The 15,548-nt window shown below is 75.9% G+C and carries 15 protein-coding genes; 6 read left to right on the top strand and 9 right to left on the bottom strand.

The genetic code is table 11. The features are described 5' to 3' along the window. Positions 1-62: 62 nt before the first annotated feature. Complete coding sequence (locus QSK03_RS23795; protein WP_352232032.1) at positions 63-641, bottom strand: helix-turn-helix transcriptional regulator; 579 nt, start codon at positions 639-641, stop codon at positions 63-65. 58 nt (positions 642-699) lie between these two features. On the opposite strand from QSK03_RS23795, the gene QSK03_RS23790 reads away from it, so the two are divergent. Both QSK03_RS23790 and QSK03_RS23785 read left to right on the top strand, forming a co-directional pair. Next, positions 700-1,653 carry an NAD(P)/FAD-dependent oxidoreductase gene (locus tag QSK03_RS23790; RefSeq protein ID WP_285657395.1) on the top strand — a complete coding sequence of 318 codons (954 nt, stop codon included), beginning with the start codon at positions 700-702 and terminating at the stop codon, positions 1,651-1,653. Further along, positions 1,650-2,285 carry an SAM-dependent methyltransferase gene (locus tag QSK03_RS23785; RefSeq protein WP_285657394.1) on the top strand — a complete coding sequence of 212 codons (636 nt, stop codon included), beginning with the start codon at positions 1,650-1,652 and terminating at the stop codon, positions 2,283-2,285. Before QSK03_RS23790 ends, QSK03_RS23785 begins: the two co-directional genes overlap by 4 nt. 61 nt (positions 2,286-2,346) lie before the next feature. Here QSK03_RS23785 and QSK03_RS23780 read toward each other — a convergent pair whose 3' ends face one another. The 3 genes from QSK03_RS23780 to QSK03_RS23770 form a co-directional block, all read right to left on the bottom strand. Beyond that, entirely contained in the window at positions 2,347-3,777 is a 1,431-nt protein-coding gene (locus tag QSK03_RS23780; RefSeq protein ID WP_285657393.1) for a hypothetical protein, read from the bottom strand. A 168-nt stretch (positions 3,778-3,945) separates the two neighbouring features. Continuing rightward, positions 3,946-5,370, bottom strand: a complete 1,425-nt coding sequence (locus QSK03_RS23775) for an acyl-CoA synthetase (RefSeq protein WP_285657392.1) — start codon at positions 5,368-5,370, stop codon at positions 3,946-3,948. A 38-nt stretch (positions 5,371-5,408) separates the two neighbouring features. Then, the gene (locus QSK03_RS23770) at positions 5,409-6,101 is read right to left on the bottom strand and encodes a TetR/AcrR family transcriptional regulator C-terminal domain-containing protein (RefSeq protein ID WP_285657391.1); all 693 of its coding nucleotides are present in this window, start codon (positions 6,099-6,101) and stop codon (positions 5,409-5,411) included. Positions 6,102-6,179: 78 nt separating this feature from the next. Between QSK03_RS23770 and QSK03_RS23765 the strand changes: the two genes are divergently transcribed. Then, positions 6,180-7,010 (top strand): NAD(P)H-binding protein, encoded by an 831-nt coding sequence (locus tag QSK03_RS23765; protein ID WP_285657390.1) that lies wholly within the window; start codon positions 6,180-6,182, stop codon positions 7,008-7,010. 10 nt (positions 7,011-7,020) lie between these two features. Here QSK03_RS23765 and QSK03_RS23760 read toward each other — a convergent pair whose 3' ends face one another. Genes QSK03_RS23760 through QSK03_RS23750 form a run of 3 tightly spaced genes read right to left on the bottom strand, consistent with a single transcriptional unit; the run spans position 7,021 to position 9,868 of the window. Continuing rightward, positions 7,021-7,872: an ABC transporter permease subunit gene (locus tag QSK03_RS23760; protein WP_285657389.1), complete on the bottom strand. Its 852-nt coding sequence runs from the start codon at positions 7,870-7,872 to the stop codon at positions 7,021-7,023. Next, complete coding sequence (locus QSK03_RS23755) at positions 7,869-8,825, bottom strand: ABC transporter ATP-binding protein (protein ID WP_285657388.1); 957 nt, start codon at positions 8,823-8,825, stop codon at positions 7,869-7,871. Before QSK03_RS23755 ends, QSK03_RS23760 begins: the two co-directional genes overlap by 4 nt. Then, complete coding sequence (locus QSK03_RS23750) at positions 8,822-9,868, bottom strand: LolA family protein (RefSeq protein WP_285657387.1); 1,047 nt, start codon at positions 9,866-9,868, stop codon at positions 8,822-8,824. Before QSK03_RS23750 ends, QSK03_RS23755 begins: the two co-directional genes overlap by 4 nt. A gap of 82 nt (positions 9,869-9,950) precedes the next feature. On the opposite strand from QSK03_RS23750, the gene QSK03_RS23745 reads away from it, so the two are divergent. Then, the gene (locus tag QSK03_RS23745) at positions 9,951-10,616 is read left to right on the top strand and encodes a response regulator transcription factor (protein WP_285657580.1); all 666 of its coding nucleotides are present in this window, start codon (positions 9,951-9,953) and stop codon (positions 10,614-10,616) included. Then, complete coding sequence (locus QSK03_RS23740) at positions 10,613-11,920, top strand: sensor histidine kinase (RefSeq protein ID WP_285657386.1); 1,308 nt, start codon at positions 10,613-10,615, stop codon at positions 11,918-11,920. The genes QSK03_RS23745 and QSK03_RS23740 overlap by 4 nt, the downstream gene beginning before the upstream one ends. A gap of 404 nt (positions 11,921-12,324) precedes the next feature. On the opposite strand, the gene QSK03_RS23735 is transcribed toward QSK03_RS23740, so the two are convergent. Further along, positions 12,325-13,437 carry a DMT family transporter gene (locus tag QSK03_RS23735; protein ID WP_285657385.1) on the bottom strand — a complete coding sequence of 371 codons (1,113 nt, stop codon included), beginning with the start codon at positions 13,435-13,437 and terminating at the stop codon, positions 12,325-12,327. 80 nt (positions 13,438-13,517) lie between these two features. Between QSK03_RS23735 and QSK03_RS23730 the strand changes: the two genes are divergently transcribed. Further along, a complete protein-coding gene (locus tag QSK03_RS23730; protein WP_285657384.1) occupies positions 13,518-14,006 on the top strand; it encodes an Lrp/AsnC family transcriptional regulator in 489 nt (162 codons plus the stop codon). Here QSK03_RS23730 and QSK03_RS23725 read toward each other — a convergent pair. Continuing rightward, complete coding sequence (locus QSK03_RS23725) at positions 14,003-15,382, bottom strand: glycosyltransferase (RefSeq protein ID WP_285657383.1); 1,380 nt, start codon at positions 15,380-15,382, stop codon at positions 14,003-14,005. The genes QSK03_RS23730 and QSK03_RS23725 overlap by 4 nt on opposite strands. Between the last annotated feature and the right edge of the window lie 166 nt (positions 15,383-15,548).

The following is a 15,548-nucleotide window of genomic DNA, read 5'->3' as shown; positions in this document are numbered from 1 at the left end:
AGCGACCGGAATCGTTCGAGAAGGCGCCCTCGGGGTTGCAGCGAACGTGGCGCTCGCTGCTTCTAGGCGCGCGAAGTCCCCGTTCGCGTTCCCCGCATGTGCACGCGCTCGCCCTGGCGCCCGAAGAGCGCGAGCACCTCGACCGGGCCGTCGCCGGTGCTGCCCAGCCAGTGGGGGCGGCGGGTGTCGATCTCGGTGGCCTCGCCGGGGCGCAGCAGGAGGTCGTCGTCGCCGTTGATCACACGGAGGCGGCCGGCGAGGACGTAGACCCACTCCCAGCCGAGGTGGGTCGGCAGGTCGTCCGGCGGCCGGCTGCGGGCGGGCGAGAAGACGAACTTGTACGCGGCGGGCTGGCCGGGGCTGCGCGAGAGCCGGTACATGACGGTGTCCGCGGTGCGCGACACCGGCTCGTCGCGGGCCGGGGCGCTCTCGCGCAGGCCGACGAGCTCGTCGAGCCCGGTGCCGTAGACCGTGGCCAGGGGCAGCAGCAGCTCGAGGGTGGCGCGCCGCCCGCCGGTCTCGAGGCGGGAGAGCGTGCTGATCGAGATGCCGGTCGACGCGGACAGCTCGGCGAGCCCGAGGCCTGCTCGCTTCCGCCGGGTGGCCAGCCGGACCCCGAGGCCCTCGAGGACGTCGTCCATGCTTGCCATTCTGGCAAGAATCCTCGCCGCGTGGTGGCGGCCGGAGCAGGCTCGTGGCATGTCACCAGAACCCCTCGACGTCCTCGTCCTCGGGGGCGGTGCGGCCGGCCTGTCCGGTGCGCTGACCCTCGCCCGTTCCCGCCGCGACGTGCTCGTGCTCGACGCCGGCGAGCCCCGCAACGCGCCGGCCGACGGCGTGCACGCGTTCCTCACCCGTGACGGCCTGCCGCCCGCCGAGCTCGTGCGCCTGGGGCGCGCGGAGGTCGAGTCGTACGGCGGGCGCATCCGATCCGGCACGGCCGTCGCCGCCCGTCGCGAGGGCGACCTGTTCGCCGTCGACACCGACGACGGCACGACCCTGCGCGCGCGCCGCCTGCTCGTCGCCACCGGCCTGGTCGACGAGCTGCCCGACGTCCCCGGCGTCCGCGAGCTCTGGGGTCACGACGTGATCCACTGCCCGTACTGCCACGGGTGGGAGGTCCGCGACCGGGCGATCGCGGTGCTCGGCACCGGGCCGAACGCCCTGCACCAGGTGAAGCTCTTCTCGCAGCTCACCGACGACCTCGTCTACCTGCGCCACCACGCTCCGGCGCTGACCGACGCGGAGGCCGAGCAGCTCGCGGCGCTCGACGTCGCGGTGATCGAGGAGGAGGTGACCGCGCTGGAGATCGCGGACGGCCGCCTGGTCGGCGCGCGCCTGGTCGACGGCCGGGTCGTGGCGCGCCAGACCCTCGTGGTCGGACCGCGCTTCGTCGCCCGCAGCGCGGTGCTGGAGGATCTCGGTGTCGAGGTCCTCGACAACCCCCTCGGGCGATACGTCGCGACCGTCGACATCAGCGGACAGACAGCCGTGCCCGGGGTGTGGGTGGCGGGCAACGTCGGCAACCTGTCGGCGCAGGTCGTCGCCGCCGCGGCCGAGGGCACCCTCGCGGGGGCGCGCATCAACGCCGACCTCGTCGAGGACGACATCGCCCGCGCCGTCGCACGCCACCGGGAAGGAGCGCTCGCATGAGCACCCACGACCAGTTCACCGCCGCGTTCTGGGACGAGCGCTACCGCACGAGCGAGAAGCTCTGGAGCGGCGAGCCCAACGCCGTGCTGGTGCAGGAGGCCGCGGGGCTGACGCCGGGTACCGCGCTCGACGTCGGCAGCGGTGAAGGCGGCGACGCGGTCTGGCTCGCCACCCGCGGCTGGCACGTCACGGCGATCGACGTGTCGGAGGTCGGGCTCTCCCGGGTGGAGGCCCGCGCCGCGGCCGACGGCGTCGCGGACCGGGTGACGACGACCGTGGTCGACCTCCTCCACGACGACGTCCCCGGCTCCTACGACCTCGTCACCGCGCACTTCATGCAGCTGTGGACCGCGGTGCGCCCGACGATCTTCGCCGGGCTCGCCGGAGCCGTGGCACCCGGCGGGCGGCTGCTGCTCGTCGGGCACGACCCGGAGGGCATGCCCGAGGAGTTCGCCCACCACCACCCGCCGGAGTTCTTCGCGACGGCCGAGCAGCTGGTCGCCGAGCTCGGCGACGCCCTGGACGGCTGGACCATCGAGGTCGCCGAGCGCCGCGCCCGCACCGGCGTCCAGCCCGACGGCCGCCCCGCCTTCCTGTCCGACGCGGTCCTGCGCGCTCGCCGTCCGACGTGAGCGAACTTCGGTGCTACAGCACCGAAGTTGGCTCACATGGGCGGGGCCGCCGCGGTCGATGTCAGCCGGTGAGCGAGCCTCCGTCGTCCCCGCCGGAGTCGTCGCCGTCGGAGCCACCGCCGGAGTCGCCGCCGCTGTCGTCCGCGCTGCTGGCGGTGGCCTCGCTCGCGGAGGACTCGCGCTCCGCGGGCTGGGCCTCCTCGGCAGCGTCGGTGTCGCGAGCCGTGTCCTCGGCGGTGTCGCCCGCGGTGTCGTCGTCGGCGCTCCGATCGGCCTCCGCGTCCTCGGACGGTGTGCTGCGCGTGCCGGCGAACTCGACCTGGGACGCCGCGTCGTCGACATCGGGCTCGGCGTCGGGCTCGGGCTCGGGCTCGGTTTCGGGCTCGGCTCCTGCCTCGGGCTCGCCGCTGCCTTCCCGGTGGAGCCGTTCGATGATCTCTTCCGGGGTCTCCTCCTCCGTGCCCGCCCGGTCCTCCGGCTCCGCCGGGTCGGGATCCGCCGGGTCGGGATCCGCCGGGTCGGGATCGGCCGGGTCGGGATCGGCCGGGTCCGCCGGGTCGGCCGGGGGCCCCAGCTCCCGAGCCCGGTCCTCCAGCTCGCGGATGCGGTCGTCGATCGCCCGGACCGCGTCCTCGTCCCCGAGGTCGGACGCGACCCGCCGGTCCTGCTCCAGCCCCTCCAGACGGTGGTCGAGGTCCGCGCGGATCGCTTCCGGGGTCGCCGCCTGGCGGTCCTGCGCCTCCTGCCGCTCCGCTTCCAGCTCGCGGATCCGGGTCTCGGTCTCCTCGCCGAGCGAGTCGAGCCCGTACGACCGTGCTCGCTCCGCGATCGCCAGCTGCTCGGCGAGCTCGCTCTCGATGTCCTCGATCGACCGCGGCTCCGGCTCCGGCTCGGGTTCCGGCTCCGGTGAGGGCGGCTCGGTCCCGGTCGCATCGTCGGGCATGTACGGGCCGTCGGGGTCGGCGTCGCCGTCGGGGTTCTCCACGGGGTGGTAGCCGCCCGGGTTGACGTGCGGGTCGTAACCACACGGGGAGAAGACGGGGTGCCACCCGTAGGGCTGGGCGATCGGGTGCCAGCCGTAGGGCTGTGCGGTCGGGTGGTAGCAGTACGGCTGCACCTCGGGATGCCAGCCGTAGGGGTTGTAGTCGGGGTGCCAGCAGTCCGGGTTGTAGTCCGGGTGGTAGCCGTCCGGGTTGCCGTCCGGGTGCCAGCAGTCGGGCTGGTACTCAGGGTGGTAGCCGCACGGGTTGTGCACCGGTTCCCAGCAGTGCGGGCTGTCCCGGGGGTGCCACTGCCACGGATCCGTCCCGTCGTCCCCGCCGGGCTGCCAGTCGTCGGGGAGCCCGTGCGTCTCCCGCCACCCGATCAGCGTCGGGCACAGCGGCGGGCACGCCTGGAGGTGGTCGGCGCACCAGTACCCCGGCGCCGGCTCGACGGTCTCCGCGCTGCCGGGGGCCGTTCCCTCCTCCGCAGGTGCGGTCGTCTCGCTCACGGATGGGTCCCTTCGACGCCGGAGCCGGGTGATCTCACCCGAGGATCGGCGAAGGCAAAGGGAAGGTCATGAGTACGTCGGTACTCGGTCACCGACGGCGAGAGGGCACGAACGGGGAGTTCGGACGCATAGAGGCAGCGAGATACCCGTTCGCTGCGAAACCGGCGGCTAGAGGCGCGCCTTCTGCACCTTGCCCATGGCGTTGCGGGGCAGGGCGTCGACGACGCGGACCTCGCGGGGGCGCTTGTGCACCGAGAGGCGTTCGGCGACGAAGGCGATGATCTCGTCGGGATCGACGGCCGCGCCGCTGACGACCACGTGGGCGACGATCCGCTGGCCCAGGTCGTCGTCGGGCTCGCCGACCACCGCCGCCTCGCTGATGCCGCCGTGCTCGAGCAGCGCGGTCTCGATCTCGCCCGCCCCGACCCGGTAGCCGCCGGTCTTGATGAGGTCGACGCTGCGCCGGCCGACGATGCGGTGGTAGCCGCCGGCGTCGATCACCGCGGCGTCGCCGGTGCGGAACCAGCCGTCGTCGGTCCACGTCGCGGCAGTCGCCTCCGGGCGCCCGAGGTAGCCCGAGAACAGGCCCGGCCCCCGCACCTGCAGCTCGCCGATGGTCTCGCCGTCGTGCGGGAGGAGCTCGCCCTCGGTCTCCTCGTCCGTCGACGCCAGGCGGGTCTCGAACCCCGCGACGGGGACGCCGACCCAGCCCGGGCGGCGCTCGCCGTCGGCCCGCACCGACACGGTGATCATCGTTTCGCTCATGCCGTAGCGCTCGATCGGCGCCTGCCCGGTGAGCTCGCGCATCTTCTCGAACACCGGGACCGGCAGGGGCGCGCTGCCGGAGACGAGCAGCCGGGCCGAGCGCAGCACGGCGGCGGCGTCGGGGTCGGCGGCGACGCGCGACCACACCGTCGGGACGCCGAAGAGCAGGCTGGCGCCGTGGTCGCGGACGGCGGCGGCGTACGCCTCGGGCCTCGGGCGCCCGACGTGCACGAGGTGCGACCCGACCCGCAACGCCCCGAACACCCCGAGCACGAGCCCGTGGACGTGGAACAACGGCAGGCCGTGCGCGAGCGTGTCCCCGGGCGTCCACTCCCACGCGTCGGCGAGACCGTCGAGCCCCGCGGCCATCGCCGCCCGGGACAGGAGCACGCCCTTGGGCGGTCCGGTCGTGCCCGAGGTGTAGAGCACGAGGGCCGGGCCGTCGTGCGGGGCCTCGCGGGCGACGTCGCCGCTGCGGCGGGTCAGGTCGACCTTGCGGACCGGGAGCGTGATCTCCGGCGGCCGCTCCCCGATCCACAACGAGGCACCCGAGTCCGCCAGGACGTGGCCGCGCTCGCCGGGTCCGGTGTCCGGCGGGACGGGGACGACGGGCGCGCCGGCGAGCAGGCCGCCGACCATCGCCACGACCGTCTGCGCCGTCGGCTCGGCGAGCACCGCGACCGGGCCCTCGTCGGGCCGCTCGGCGATCTGGTCGGCCACGACCGCCGCGGCGCCGAGCAGCTCGGGACCGGACATCGTGGTGTCGCCGACCCGGATCGCCTCGGGCTCGTCGAGGGCCCCGTCGAGCAGCGCAGCCAGCAGCGTCATGGCGCCCATGATGAGCGTGGCTCGGACGGCCCGCGCGTCTACCCCTGGGCGAGGAGGCCGTCGACGACGACGCGCAGCTTCCACGCGTCACGCTCGTCCCCGCCGCCCGTGGTCAGCAGCGGGCGGAGCGCGGTGATCGCCGGGAACGCCTCCGGGTCGAGGCCCGCGTAGACGGCGTCGATCCGGCCGGCGAAGTCGGCACCCATCGCCTCGACGGTGGCCCGCGCCGGGTCGGCGATCTCGCGCTGCGCGCGGTTCCACGGGCCCTGCTCGAGCGCCGAGGAGGCGACGTACTGCACGAGCAGGTCGACCGCCCAGGCGCACGCGGGATCGGCGATCCCGCCCTCGCGCAGGAGGCGCAGCATCTCCTCGGTGATCCGCAGGAAGTGCGGCCCCAGCGGTACGGCGGCGATGGCCGCCATGGCGAGATCGCCGTGCTCCGCGAGCGCCGCGACGACCCGCGCGACCAGCTGCTCGAGGCGGTCGCGCCAGTCGCCCGCGGTCGGCAGCTCCACCCCGGCCAGCGCGAGGTCGTGCGCGGCCTCCATGAGCTCGCGCCGGTCGGCGACGTAGACGTAGAGCGACGCCGGGCCCGTGTCCAGCGCCGCGGCGACCCGCCGCATGCTCGCGGCGTCGACCCCGACCTCGTCGACGACCGCGAGCGCCGCCGCCACGACGGCCTCGCGGCTCAGCGCGGACTTCGCGGGGCGGGTGCGGGGGCTCGCGGGCACGGCCACCACCCTAGCTTGACGATCGGTGTTCGTGGCGTACGGTGTTCGTCACGAACGACGTTCGTCAAGGAGGTACCCGTGATCCTGGTGACCGGAGCCCGCGGCCGCGTCGGCCGCGCCGTCATCGACGCCCTGCTCGCGACCGGGGTCCCCGCCGGGGACATCCGCGGCGCGGGCCGCGACGCGAGCCGGCTCGACCTGCCGCCCGGAGTGGAGCCCGTCGCGGTGGACCTCACCGACCCCGCCACGCTGGTGCCCGCGCTCGACGGCGTCGAGCAGGTGCTCCTCTACGCGCAGGGCGACACGTCCGGTCTCGCCGACGCCGCGGACGCGGCCGGTGTCGAGCACGTGGTGCTGCTGTCGTCGATGTCGAGCACCCACCACGACCCCGCCGACCGGATCGGCGAGATGCACCGGGAGGCCGAGAAGCCCCTCGTCGACGCCGACCTGACCGCGACGCTGCTGCGGCCCGGGGCCTTCGCGGCGAACACCCTCGACTGGGCCGCGGGCGTGCGCGCCGGCGTCGTCGAGCTGCCCTACCCCGACAGCCACGTCACCCCGATCCACGAGGCGGACATCGCCGACGTCGCGGTGGCGGCCCTGGCCGGCGGGGCCGTGCGCGGCACCGCGCCGACCCTCTCGGGGCCGGCGTCGCTGTCGTTCCGGGACCAGGTGGCCACCATCGCAGCCGAGGTCGGCCGCGACGTGGAGGTCGTGGGCCTCGCGGAGGACGAGTACCGCGAGCGGATGAGCCGGTACGCCCCGGCGTGGGTCGCCGACTCGCTGCTGCACCTGTGGGCGCCCGCGGACGGGGTGCCCCAGCCGGTCCACGACGTGACCCCGATCCTGGGCCGGCCCGGGCGGACCTTCGCGCAGTGGGCGCACGACCACCGCGACGCCTTCGCCTGACGGGCGGGCCCTATCCGTCGCGCCGTCGCATCCGCCACACGGTGACCGCGGCGCCGAGGACGAGGTAGACCAGCGCGCGCAGCGTGCTCGAGGCGAGCCCGTCGAGAGGCAGCGGATCGCGCAGGGCGTCGGTGCCCGCGCCCCAGCCCGAGGTCAGCAGGAGGGGCTGGAGCCACTCCAGCGACGGGATCGCGGCGAGGACACCGAAGACGATCAGCCCGCCGAGGACCGCGGCGAGCACGACGAGCGGGTGCTCGGTGAACGCCGAGACCGCGAGGGCGACCGCCGCGACCGCGAGGAGCTGGACGATCGTCCACCCGGCCACGAGCGCCACCCGGCCGAGCGCCTCGCCGAGCCCGAGCGTGGTGCCGGACAAGGTGATCATCGTGCCGCTCGGCCCGCCGACCACGATCCATCCCGTCACCACGCCGACGACGGCGACGGCGAGGACGGCGACGACCGCGACCGTGAGCACCCCGACGCCCTTCATCGCGACGAGCCGCGTCCGCCCGACGGGTGCCAGCAGCAGCCCGCGCAGCGTGCTGTGCGCGGCCTCGCCGGCCAGCGCGTCGGCGGCCGCGGTGGCCACGGTGAGGGGCAGCAGCAGCGCGAGGGCGAGCGAGAGCGCCGCGATCGGGAGCACCAGGCCGTTGCCCGCCACGGCCGCCACCAGGCCCGGGCCGTCCCGGTCGCCCCCGCCCGGGCCGCCGGTCAGCGCGATACCCACCCCGATCGCCACGGGGACCAGCGCCAGGAGCGCGAACAGGACCAGCGTGCGGGGACGGCGCAGGACCCAGCGGACCTCGGCGGCGGCCAGCCTGCCGAACGGCGCCGTGGTGCGGGCCTGCTCGACCGTCGTCACGCGTCCTCCTCGGTCAGCCGGGCGAACAGCTCCTCGAGGTGGGCACGTCGGCGGTGGACCTCCCACACCGCGACCCCGGCCCCGACGAGGGCCGCCACGATCTGCGGCGCCTCCAGCGGCCCGGGCGGGACGGCGACCCCGCCCTCCGCGCGGTGCGCCGGTGCCCCGGCGGCCCGCAGTGCGGCGATCGCGTCGTCGACGTCGGGGGTGCTGACGACCAGCCCGCCGGCGTCGGCGTCGAGCAGGGCGGCGAGCTCGCCGGCGACGAGCAGCGTGCCGGTCTGCAGCACCGCGACGTGGCTGCAGACCGCCTCGACCTCGGCGAGCAGGTGCGAGGAGAGCAGCACCGTGGCCCCGGCGTCCCGCAGCTCGGCGACGACCCGCCGGACGTCGCGGGTGCCGGCCGGGTCGAGCCCGTTGGTCGGCTCGTCGAGCACGACCAGGCGCCGGGGGACCAGCAGCGCGGCGGCGAGCCCGAGGCGCTGCTTCATGCCCAGCGAGTAACCGCGGTAGCGCCGCCGCGCGGCGTCCGCGAGCCCGACCCGCTCGAGGGCCGCGTCGACGGGACCGCGCGCGTCGCCGACCAGGCGGGGCTCGGCGGCCGCGCAGCGCAGCAGGTTGTCGCGCCCGGTGAGGAACGGGTGGAAGCCGGGGCCCTCGACGAGCGCCCCGACGTCGGGCAGGGCGGCCGCGAGGTCCCATCCGGTGTGCCCGAGGAGCTCGACCGTCCCGGCGGTCGGGCGGGTCAGCCCGAGCAGCATCCGGATGAGCGTGGTCTTGCCCGACCCGTTCGGCCCGAGCATCCCGAGCACCGCCCCGGCGGGGACGTCGAGATCGACGTCGTCGATCGCGACGGTCGCGCCGAAGGTCTTGCGCAGCCCGCGGACCCGCGCCGCCACCGCATCGCCCGGCGCCGCCGTCACCGGCTGCGGGGCCGAGGTCGCCGCCGTCACCGGGCGAGGGCCTCGGTGAGCACCTGCTGCGGCACGGCGCCCGCGGCGATCCGGCCGTCGTCGGTGACGATCACCGTGGCGACCGCCGTGGTGATCACGCGGCCGGCGCCCCAGGGCCCGCTGACCGGCGTGCCCAGCGTCGAGAGGTCCGGCGCGCCGTCGGGACGCTGCTGGCCCTGCTGGGGCTGGGGCGCCCGGCCGATCAGGACCGTGTCCCAGCCGTCGCCGACGCGGGTGGGCCGCTGCCCGTCGCCGCCCGGCCGCTGCCCGTCGCGGTGCTGGCCGTCAGGGCCGGGCGCTCCCCGCACCGTCGTGCCCGGCGGCGGCGTGAAGGTGAACAGCGCCGGGTCCTGCGGGCCGTAGGTGATCTGCGAGAAGCCGACCTGCAGCGCGGGCTCCCCGGAGCCCTGGGCGAGGACGGTGAGCTCCAGGGGCTGGCGCGTCTCGGCGTCGACCGCGACGCGGACCTCCCGCAGCAGCGTGCGCTCGGTGGGCAGCGGCGTCAGGACGAGCTGGTAGGCCGCCCGCCCCGCGACCTCGGCCGTGCCGTCGACCGTGACCGTGCTCGACTGGCGCAGCGTGGCCACGGCCTGCGTCGCCGCGGCCGTCGGGTCCTGGGCCCCGGCGTCGCCCGGCGGCCCGCCGCGGCCGCCGCCGGCGGGCGCGCGGGTCGCCGTGCGGTCGCGGGAGTCGTACGACCAGCGCGTCGTCCCGTCCGAGACGAGCGTGCGCTCGCTGTCGCCCGACGGGATCGCGACCCGGCCGCGTCCCTCGCCGCCGGACCACACCCGGATCGTCGAGGTGCCGTTCGCGAGCTGCGGGACCCCGGGGACGGCCGGCAGACCGAGGGCGTTGTCGACGTCGACCTCGCCGGCGAACGCGCCCGGCCGCGCCGTCATCACCGACGAGACGAGGTCCTCCGGACTGACCGGCGGCAGCGGGGGTGCGGCCGCCGCACCGGCGGGGGCGACGAGCAGACCCACGCCGACGGCCCCCACGAGCGCCGCCCCCAGCCCTGCCCCGACCCAGCTCCTGCGTCCCATGGCTCCATCATGGACGCGGCCCGCTGAGACGGTCTCAGTGTCCGTCGCCGCGGAACGCCCTACCGTCGAGGGCGTGCCGCGGGTGCTGGTGGTCGACGACGAGCCCGGGGTGCGCGACGCCCTGACCCGCGGGCTGGGCGCCGAGGGCATGGAGGTGCACGCCGTCGCCCACGGCGACGAGGGCCTGCGCGAGGCGGCGACCGGCGCCTACGACGCCGTCGTCCTCGACATCATGCTGCCGGGCCTGTCGGGCTACCGGGTGCTCGAGGCGCTGCGCGCCGAAGCGGTCACCACCCCCGTGCTGCTGCTCTCGGCGAAGGACGGCGAGGTCGACCAGGCCGACGGTCTCGACCTCGGCGCGGACGGCTACCTGGTCAAGCCGTTCTCCTTCGTCGTGCTCGTGGCCCAGCTGCGGGCGCTGCTGCGACGCTCGGGTCCGGCGACCGCCCGGATCGTGCGCGGCGCGCTGAGCCTGGACCCCGCGACGCGCTCGGTGAGCTGGGACGGCCGTGAGGTCGAGCTGTCGGCGCGCGAGTTCGACGTGCTCCACGCGCTCGCGCTGCGCCCGGACGCCGCGCTGACGAAGGACGAGCTGCTCACCGCGGTCTGGGGCGGGGGCGGGTCGGCGAGCCGCAACGTCGTCGAGGTGTACGTCGGCTACCTGCGTCGCAAGCTCGCGGCGGTCGGGGCCGGCGACCTCGTGCGCACCGAGCGGGGCCGCGGCTACCGGCTGGGCGCCGGAGCGTGAGCCCGTCGGTCCGCGGCTGGTGGACGCGGCGCAGCCTGCGGACGCGGATCACGCTCGTCGTCGGGGTGGTCGCGGTCGTCGCCCTGCTCGCGCTGGGGCGGGTGGCGGGCGGGCTGCTGTTCTCCGCGCTGGTCTCGAGCGGGGACGCCGCCCTCACCGACCGCGCCGCCGAGGCCGCCCGGGCGGTGGCCGCCGGGACCGCGGTGCCGGGCGACGTGCGGGTCGTCGACGTCGCGGGCGCCCCGGTCGACGGGCGGGGGCCGGGACCGGTGGGGCCCGACGCCGTGCGGCGCCTCGCCGCCGGGGAGCCCGTCGTGGCCGTCGGCGATCCCGGGCCCCGGCGCTGGGTCGCCGTGCCGGTCCCGGCGCCCGACGGGTCCCCGCGCCTTGTCCTCGCGTCGCGGGACCTGGACGGCGTCGCCGCCCTGTTCGCCGACGCGGCCCGCGGGCTCGTGGTCACGGCCCTGCTCGGCGCCGTGGGGGTCGGCGCCGCCGCGTGGGTCGCGACCCGGGTGGCGCTGCGCCCGGTGGACCGGATGCGCGCCGCGGCCGCCTCGCTCCCGCCCGGCGAGCGCCTGCCGGTCCCGCCCGCCCGCGACGAGCTCGCCGCTCTCGCCGTGGAGATCAACGCCCTGCTCGCCCGACGTGACGACGCGGTGGCCCGCCTCGAGCGCTTCACCAGCGAGTCGGCCCACGAGCTGCGCTCCCCCATCGCCGCCCTGCGCGCCCAGGCCGACGTGGCCGTCGCACACCCCGACCGGGCGGGCGGCGAGGAGACCTGGCGATCCGTCGCCCGGGAGGCCGAACGGCTGTCGGCGCTGGTCGCGGACCTGCTCGCGCTGGCGCGCGCCGACGCGGGCGAGCGGGTGCCGGCCCGGTCGGTGGATCTCGTCGACGCGGTCGGCGAGGCGCTCGCCCGCCTGCCCGACGACACGGCGATAGCGACCACGCTGTGGGCGCCGATGCCGGTGGCGGTCGCCGCGACGCCCGCGGAGGTCGCGATCGTGCTGGACAACGTGCTCGCCAACGCCCGGCGTCATGCCGCCACGGTGGTGCACGTGTCGGTGGTCCCGGCGGGCCGGTGGGTGCGGCTGCTCGTCGACGACGACGGGCCGGGCATCGCACCGGAGGACCGCGACCGGGTGTTCGACCGCTTCACCCGCCTGCGGCCGGAGGCCGGGGACGGCAGCGGCCTGGGCCTGGCCCTGGTCGCCCGGCTGGTGGCGGGCCGCGACGGGACGACCCGGGCCACGACGTCGCCGGACGGCGGGACGCGGCTGGTGGTGCGCTGGCCGGCGGCCTGAGCCCCGCGACGCGCCTCCTTGCCTCGGTGGTGGGAGCGAGGGTCACCCTCGCTGCATCGCACGCAGCCAGGGACGCCCTCGCTCCCTTCGGAGCCGCGCCGGTCGCCTGGACTCGGGAGGAGCGAGGGTCACCCTCGCTGCCTCGCACGCAGCCAGGGACGCCCTCGCTCCTCCCCCGCCCGCCGACCTCGAACGGGCGCCGTTGTCGGGGGTCGCGGGCACACTGGTCGGTGTCGCGCTTCCCCCGCGGCGCAGCGTCCGTCCTGCCCGAGGGGAGCCGCCGTGACCACCCACGCCGACCATCGCCGCGCCCGCGCGCGGCTCGACGCCGAGACCATCGACCGCGCCGCGGCGGTGCTGCGCCGGCGGGTCGCGCTCGGCCGCTACGCCGGTCTCGCCGGCGACTACGCCGGGTTCGAGGTGTGCGCGCTGCTCGAGGCGGTCGCGCACGCGACCTCCGAGGACGCGCGCACCTCCCGCATCCGCGACGCCGCACTGCGTGCGGCGCGGGCGGTGCTCGCCGACGAGCCGGGTACCGGCTCGTGACCGCGGGGGAATTCCTGACGTTCGGTGTCAGCGTGGACGCCAGGCTGATCGTCCTCGCGAGCCCCGTCCGCCCGCTGCGCCCGCTCCGCCCGCCGCTCCCGGTGCCCGTCGGTCACGACGGCGAGCGCGACGCCCGCGACGAGGGCCACCTCGCCGAGCAGGGCCAGCGGGCCGGGGATCGCGCCGGCGTGCACCGCGGCGAACACGAAGCCCCACGCGGTCTCCAGCGCCATCAGCTGGCTGACGAGCACCGGCGAGAGCCGCGCGGCCGCGGCGTGCCACAGGCGCACCGCGAGCCACGACGACACGAGGCCGAGGAAGAGCACGACGAGCAGCGCGCGCACCGGCTCGGCGGGCACGCCCTGGGTCGCGACGAGCCAGGCGCCGATCGGCAGGGCCAGCACGCCGGCGGCCAGCCCCTGGGCGCCCGCGAGCACCGGGCCGAGGTCGGGGCGGTCGTGCAGCAGACGGTGCGAGTCGAGCCCGTACCAGCTCCAGGAGGCGACCGCGACGAGCGCGAGCGCCGTGCCGACCAGCGCGGACCACCCACCCGGGCCCGGGGTCGGGGTGGTGTGCACGAGCACCTGCCCGACACCGACCAGCACGAGCGCCGGCGCGAGGGCCACCAGGCCCGCGCGCCCCCGGTGCCGGGCGGAGATCAGCGCCATGACCACGGGCACGATGCCGATCGTCGCGACGGCGATGGTCGGGCCGGCCAGGCGGACGGCGAGGGCGACGAGGCCGTAGTAGACGACCGAGCCCGTGAGGGCGTGCGCCACGACGCGGGCCCACGGGACGTCCGCCCGCAGCACCCGTCGCACCTGGGGCAGCGACACCGCCCCGAAGGCCACGAACCGACCCATCGCCAGCAGCAGCGCAGGCGCGAGCGGCGCCAGCTCGGGCGCGATGAACACCGCACCCCAGCCCGCGCCGGCGATCACCATCGCCGCCAGAGCCATCCGCCTCGTCATGCCTCCACGTTGCGCCCGGAGGCGCGGGCGATGTCGGGCGATCTACGGAGTCGATCGCCGATGCAGCGCATGATGTCGTCATGACCGCGCCGAAGCGTGCACGATCCGCCCAACCGTCGCTGGACCGCCTCGACCGCCGGATTCTCGACCACCTCGCCGACCACGGGCGGTCGAGCCTCGCGGACCTCGCGGAGGCCGTGTCGATCTCGCCGTCATCGGCGCAGCGTCGGCTGCGGCGCCTCGAGACCGAGCAGGTCGTGCGCGGCTACCGGGCGGTGCTCGACCCCGAGGCCGTCGACCGCGCGCTGGTCGTGCACCTGTCGGTGACGCTCGTCGACCACACCGCCAACACGGTCGGCCGGTTCGAGCGGCACATCGTCGACCTCGACGGCCTGGTCAGCTGCCACCACGTCACCGGCGACGTCGACTACCTGATCCGCGTCGACCTGGCCGACGTCGCGGCCCTCGACGTCCTGCTGCGCCGCACCCTGGCCCGGGTCCCCGGCGTCGCGCGGCTCACCACCATGGTCGCGACCTCGGCGCTGGTCGACCGCTACACCCAGATCTAGCCCGCGGTGAGCCGGTCCACCTCGGTGAGCAGGTCCGACACCTGCTTGACGACGCTGAAGCCCTCGCGTGCGTAGCGGGCCGCCTCCGGGCCCTTGGTCTGCTTCCAGCCCTCGTCCAGCGACCGGTTCACCGCGGCGGTCAGGGAGTCCGCGAGCGCCTGCCGGTCGTCGGTCTCGGGCACCAGCGTCCCGACCGCGTCGGTGACGAAGTCCCGCGGCCCGCCGGAGTCGGCGCCGATCACCGGCGTCCCGCATGCCATGCACTCGAGGAACACGAGCCCGAACGGCTCCCGGTACGACGGGAAGACGCCCACGTCGGCGCAGGCGAAGATCGTCGCGAGCTCCTCCTGCTGGCGTGGCCCGAGGAAGTAGGTCCGCTCGAGACCGAGCTCGGCGGCGAGGTCGTGCATCCGCACCTGCTCCTCGACCGGGCCCGAGCCCGCCACCAGCGTCAGCACCCGCCGCTCCCCGCGCTCGTAGGACGCGGCGGCCCGCAGCAGCGCGTCGAGGCGCTTCCAGTCGGCGAACTTCCCGACGAACGCGACGACGGCGTCGAACCCGCCCTCGGGCGCCACCGGTTCGGGCGAGCGGTCGGAGCCGGCGGGCGGCTGCGTCGTGAAGCCCGCCAGCGCCCGCTCGCGGTCGGCGTAGAGCTCCGGCGCGGGGTGGAAGGCCTGCTGGTTGTAGCCGTTGTGGGACAGCACGATGCGCTCGCGCGGGAACTCCGGGAACACCGACGAGAACGCGTCGATCTGCTCCGAGGAGATCGCCGCGACGACGTCCACGCCGTGCTCGGGGCCCGCCGACCAGTCGAAGATCTTCTCTTGCTGGATGAACGGCAGGAACCGCCACGGGAACTCGGCCGGGTTGTCGCCGCGCTGCTCCTGGACGTACATCTTCAGCTCGGTGCCGTGCGCGAAGTCCAGCAGCGGGATCCGGGGGCGGCCGGCGGCGACCCGCGCGCGGATGACGTCGCGCATCACCACGGCGTTCATGAACGCGTGGTGGGCGATGGCCAGCGTGAACTGCTCGCCGCTGGCGGCCTCGACGTCGTCGATGAACGCGGTCACCTCGGCGGTCAGCCGCGCCCGGTAGGCGGCGACCTCGTCGGGATCCATCGCGTGCCAGCGGTAGCTCGAGACCGGCGAGATCGACTCGCAGATCGGGATGTCGTGCTCGAGGGCGAACACCCGCACGTCGTCCTCGCCCGCCCGGGTCCGCTGCACCCGCGACGGGTACATCGAGTAGTCGCGCACCCCGGGCAGTTCGTTGTACGCGCGGTGGTGGGCCTCGTGGAGGATCCCCGAGCCCGGGGCGAACTCGCCGTCGCGCTGCCAGTTGTTGGTGCCCAACTGGAAGATCAGCCGGTCGCCCATGTGGTCGTCTCCCCCGCGCGTGTGATCGTCGCGGCGAGCCTAGTACTACAGCCTGAGTTGTAGTCGTCCGGCTCGGGTGCGGTAGTGGCATGCGCGGGCTCGGGCTTGGTGGCGTCGTCGCCAGAGTGACCAGGTCAAGATGCTGGTCAGGCAGCGGGTCGGGGTC

The sequence above is a fragment of the Actinomycetospora sp. NBRC 106375 genome (genome assembly GCF_030269665.1).
Taxonomy (GTDB): Bacteria; Actinomycetota; Actinomycetes; order Mycobacteriales; family Pseudonocardiaceae; genus Actinomycetospora.
This window is presented reverse-complemented; position numbering and strand designations above follow the sequence as displayed.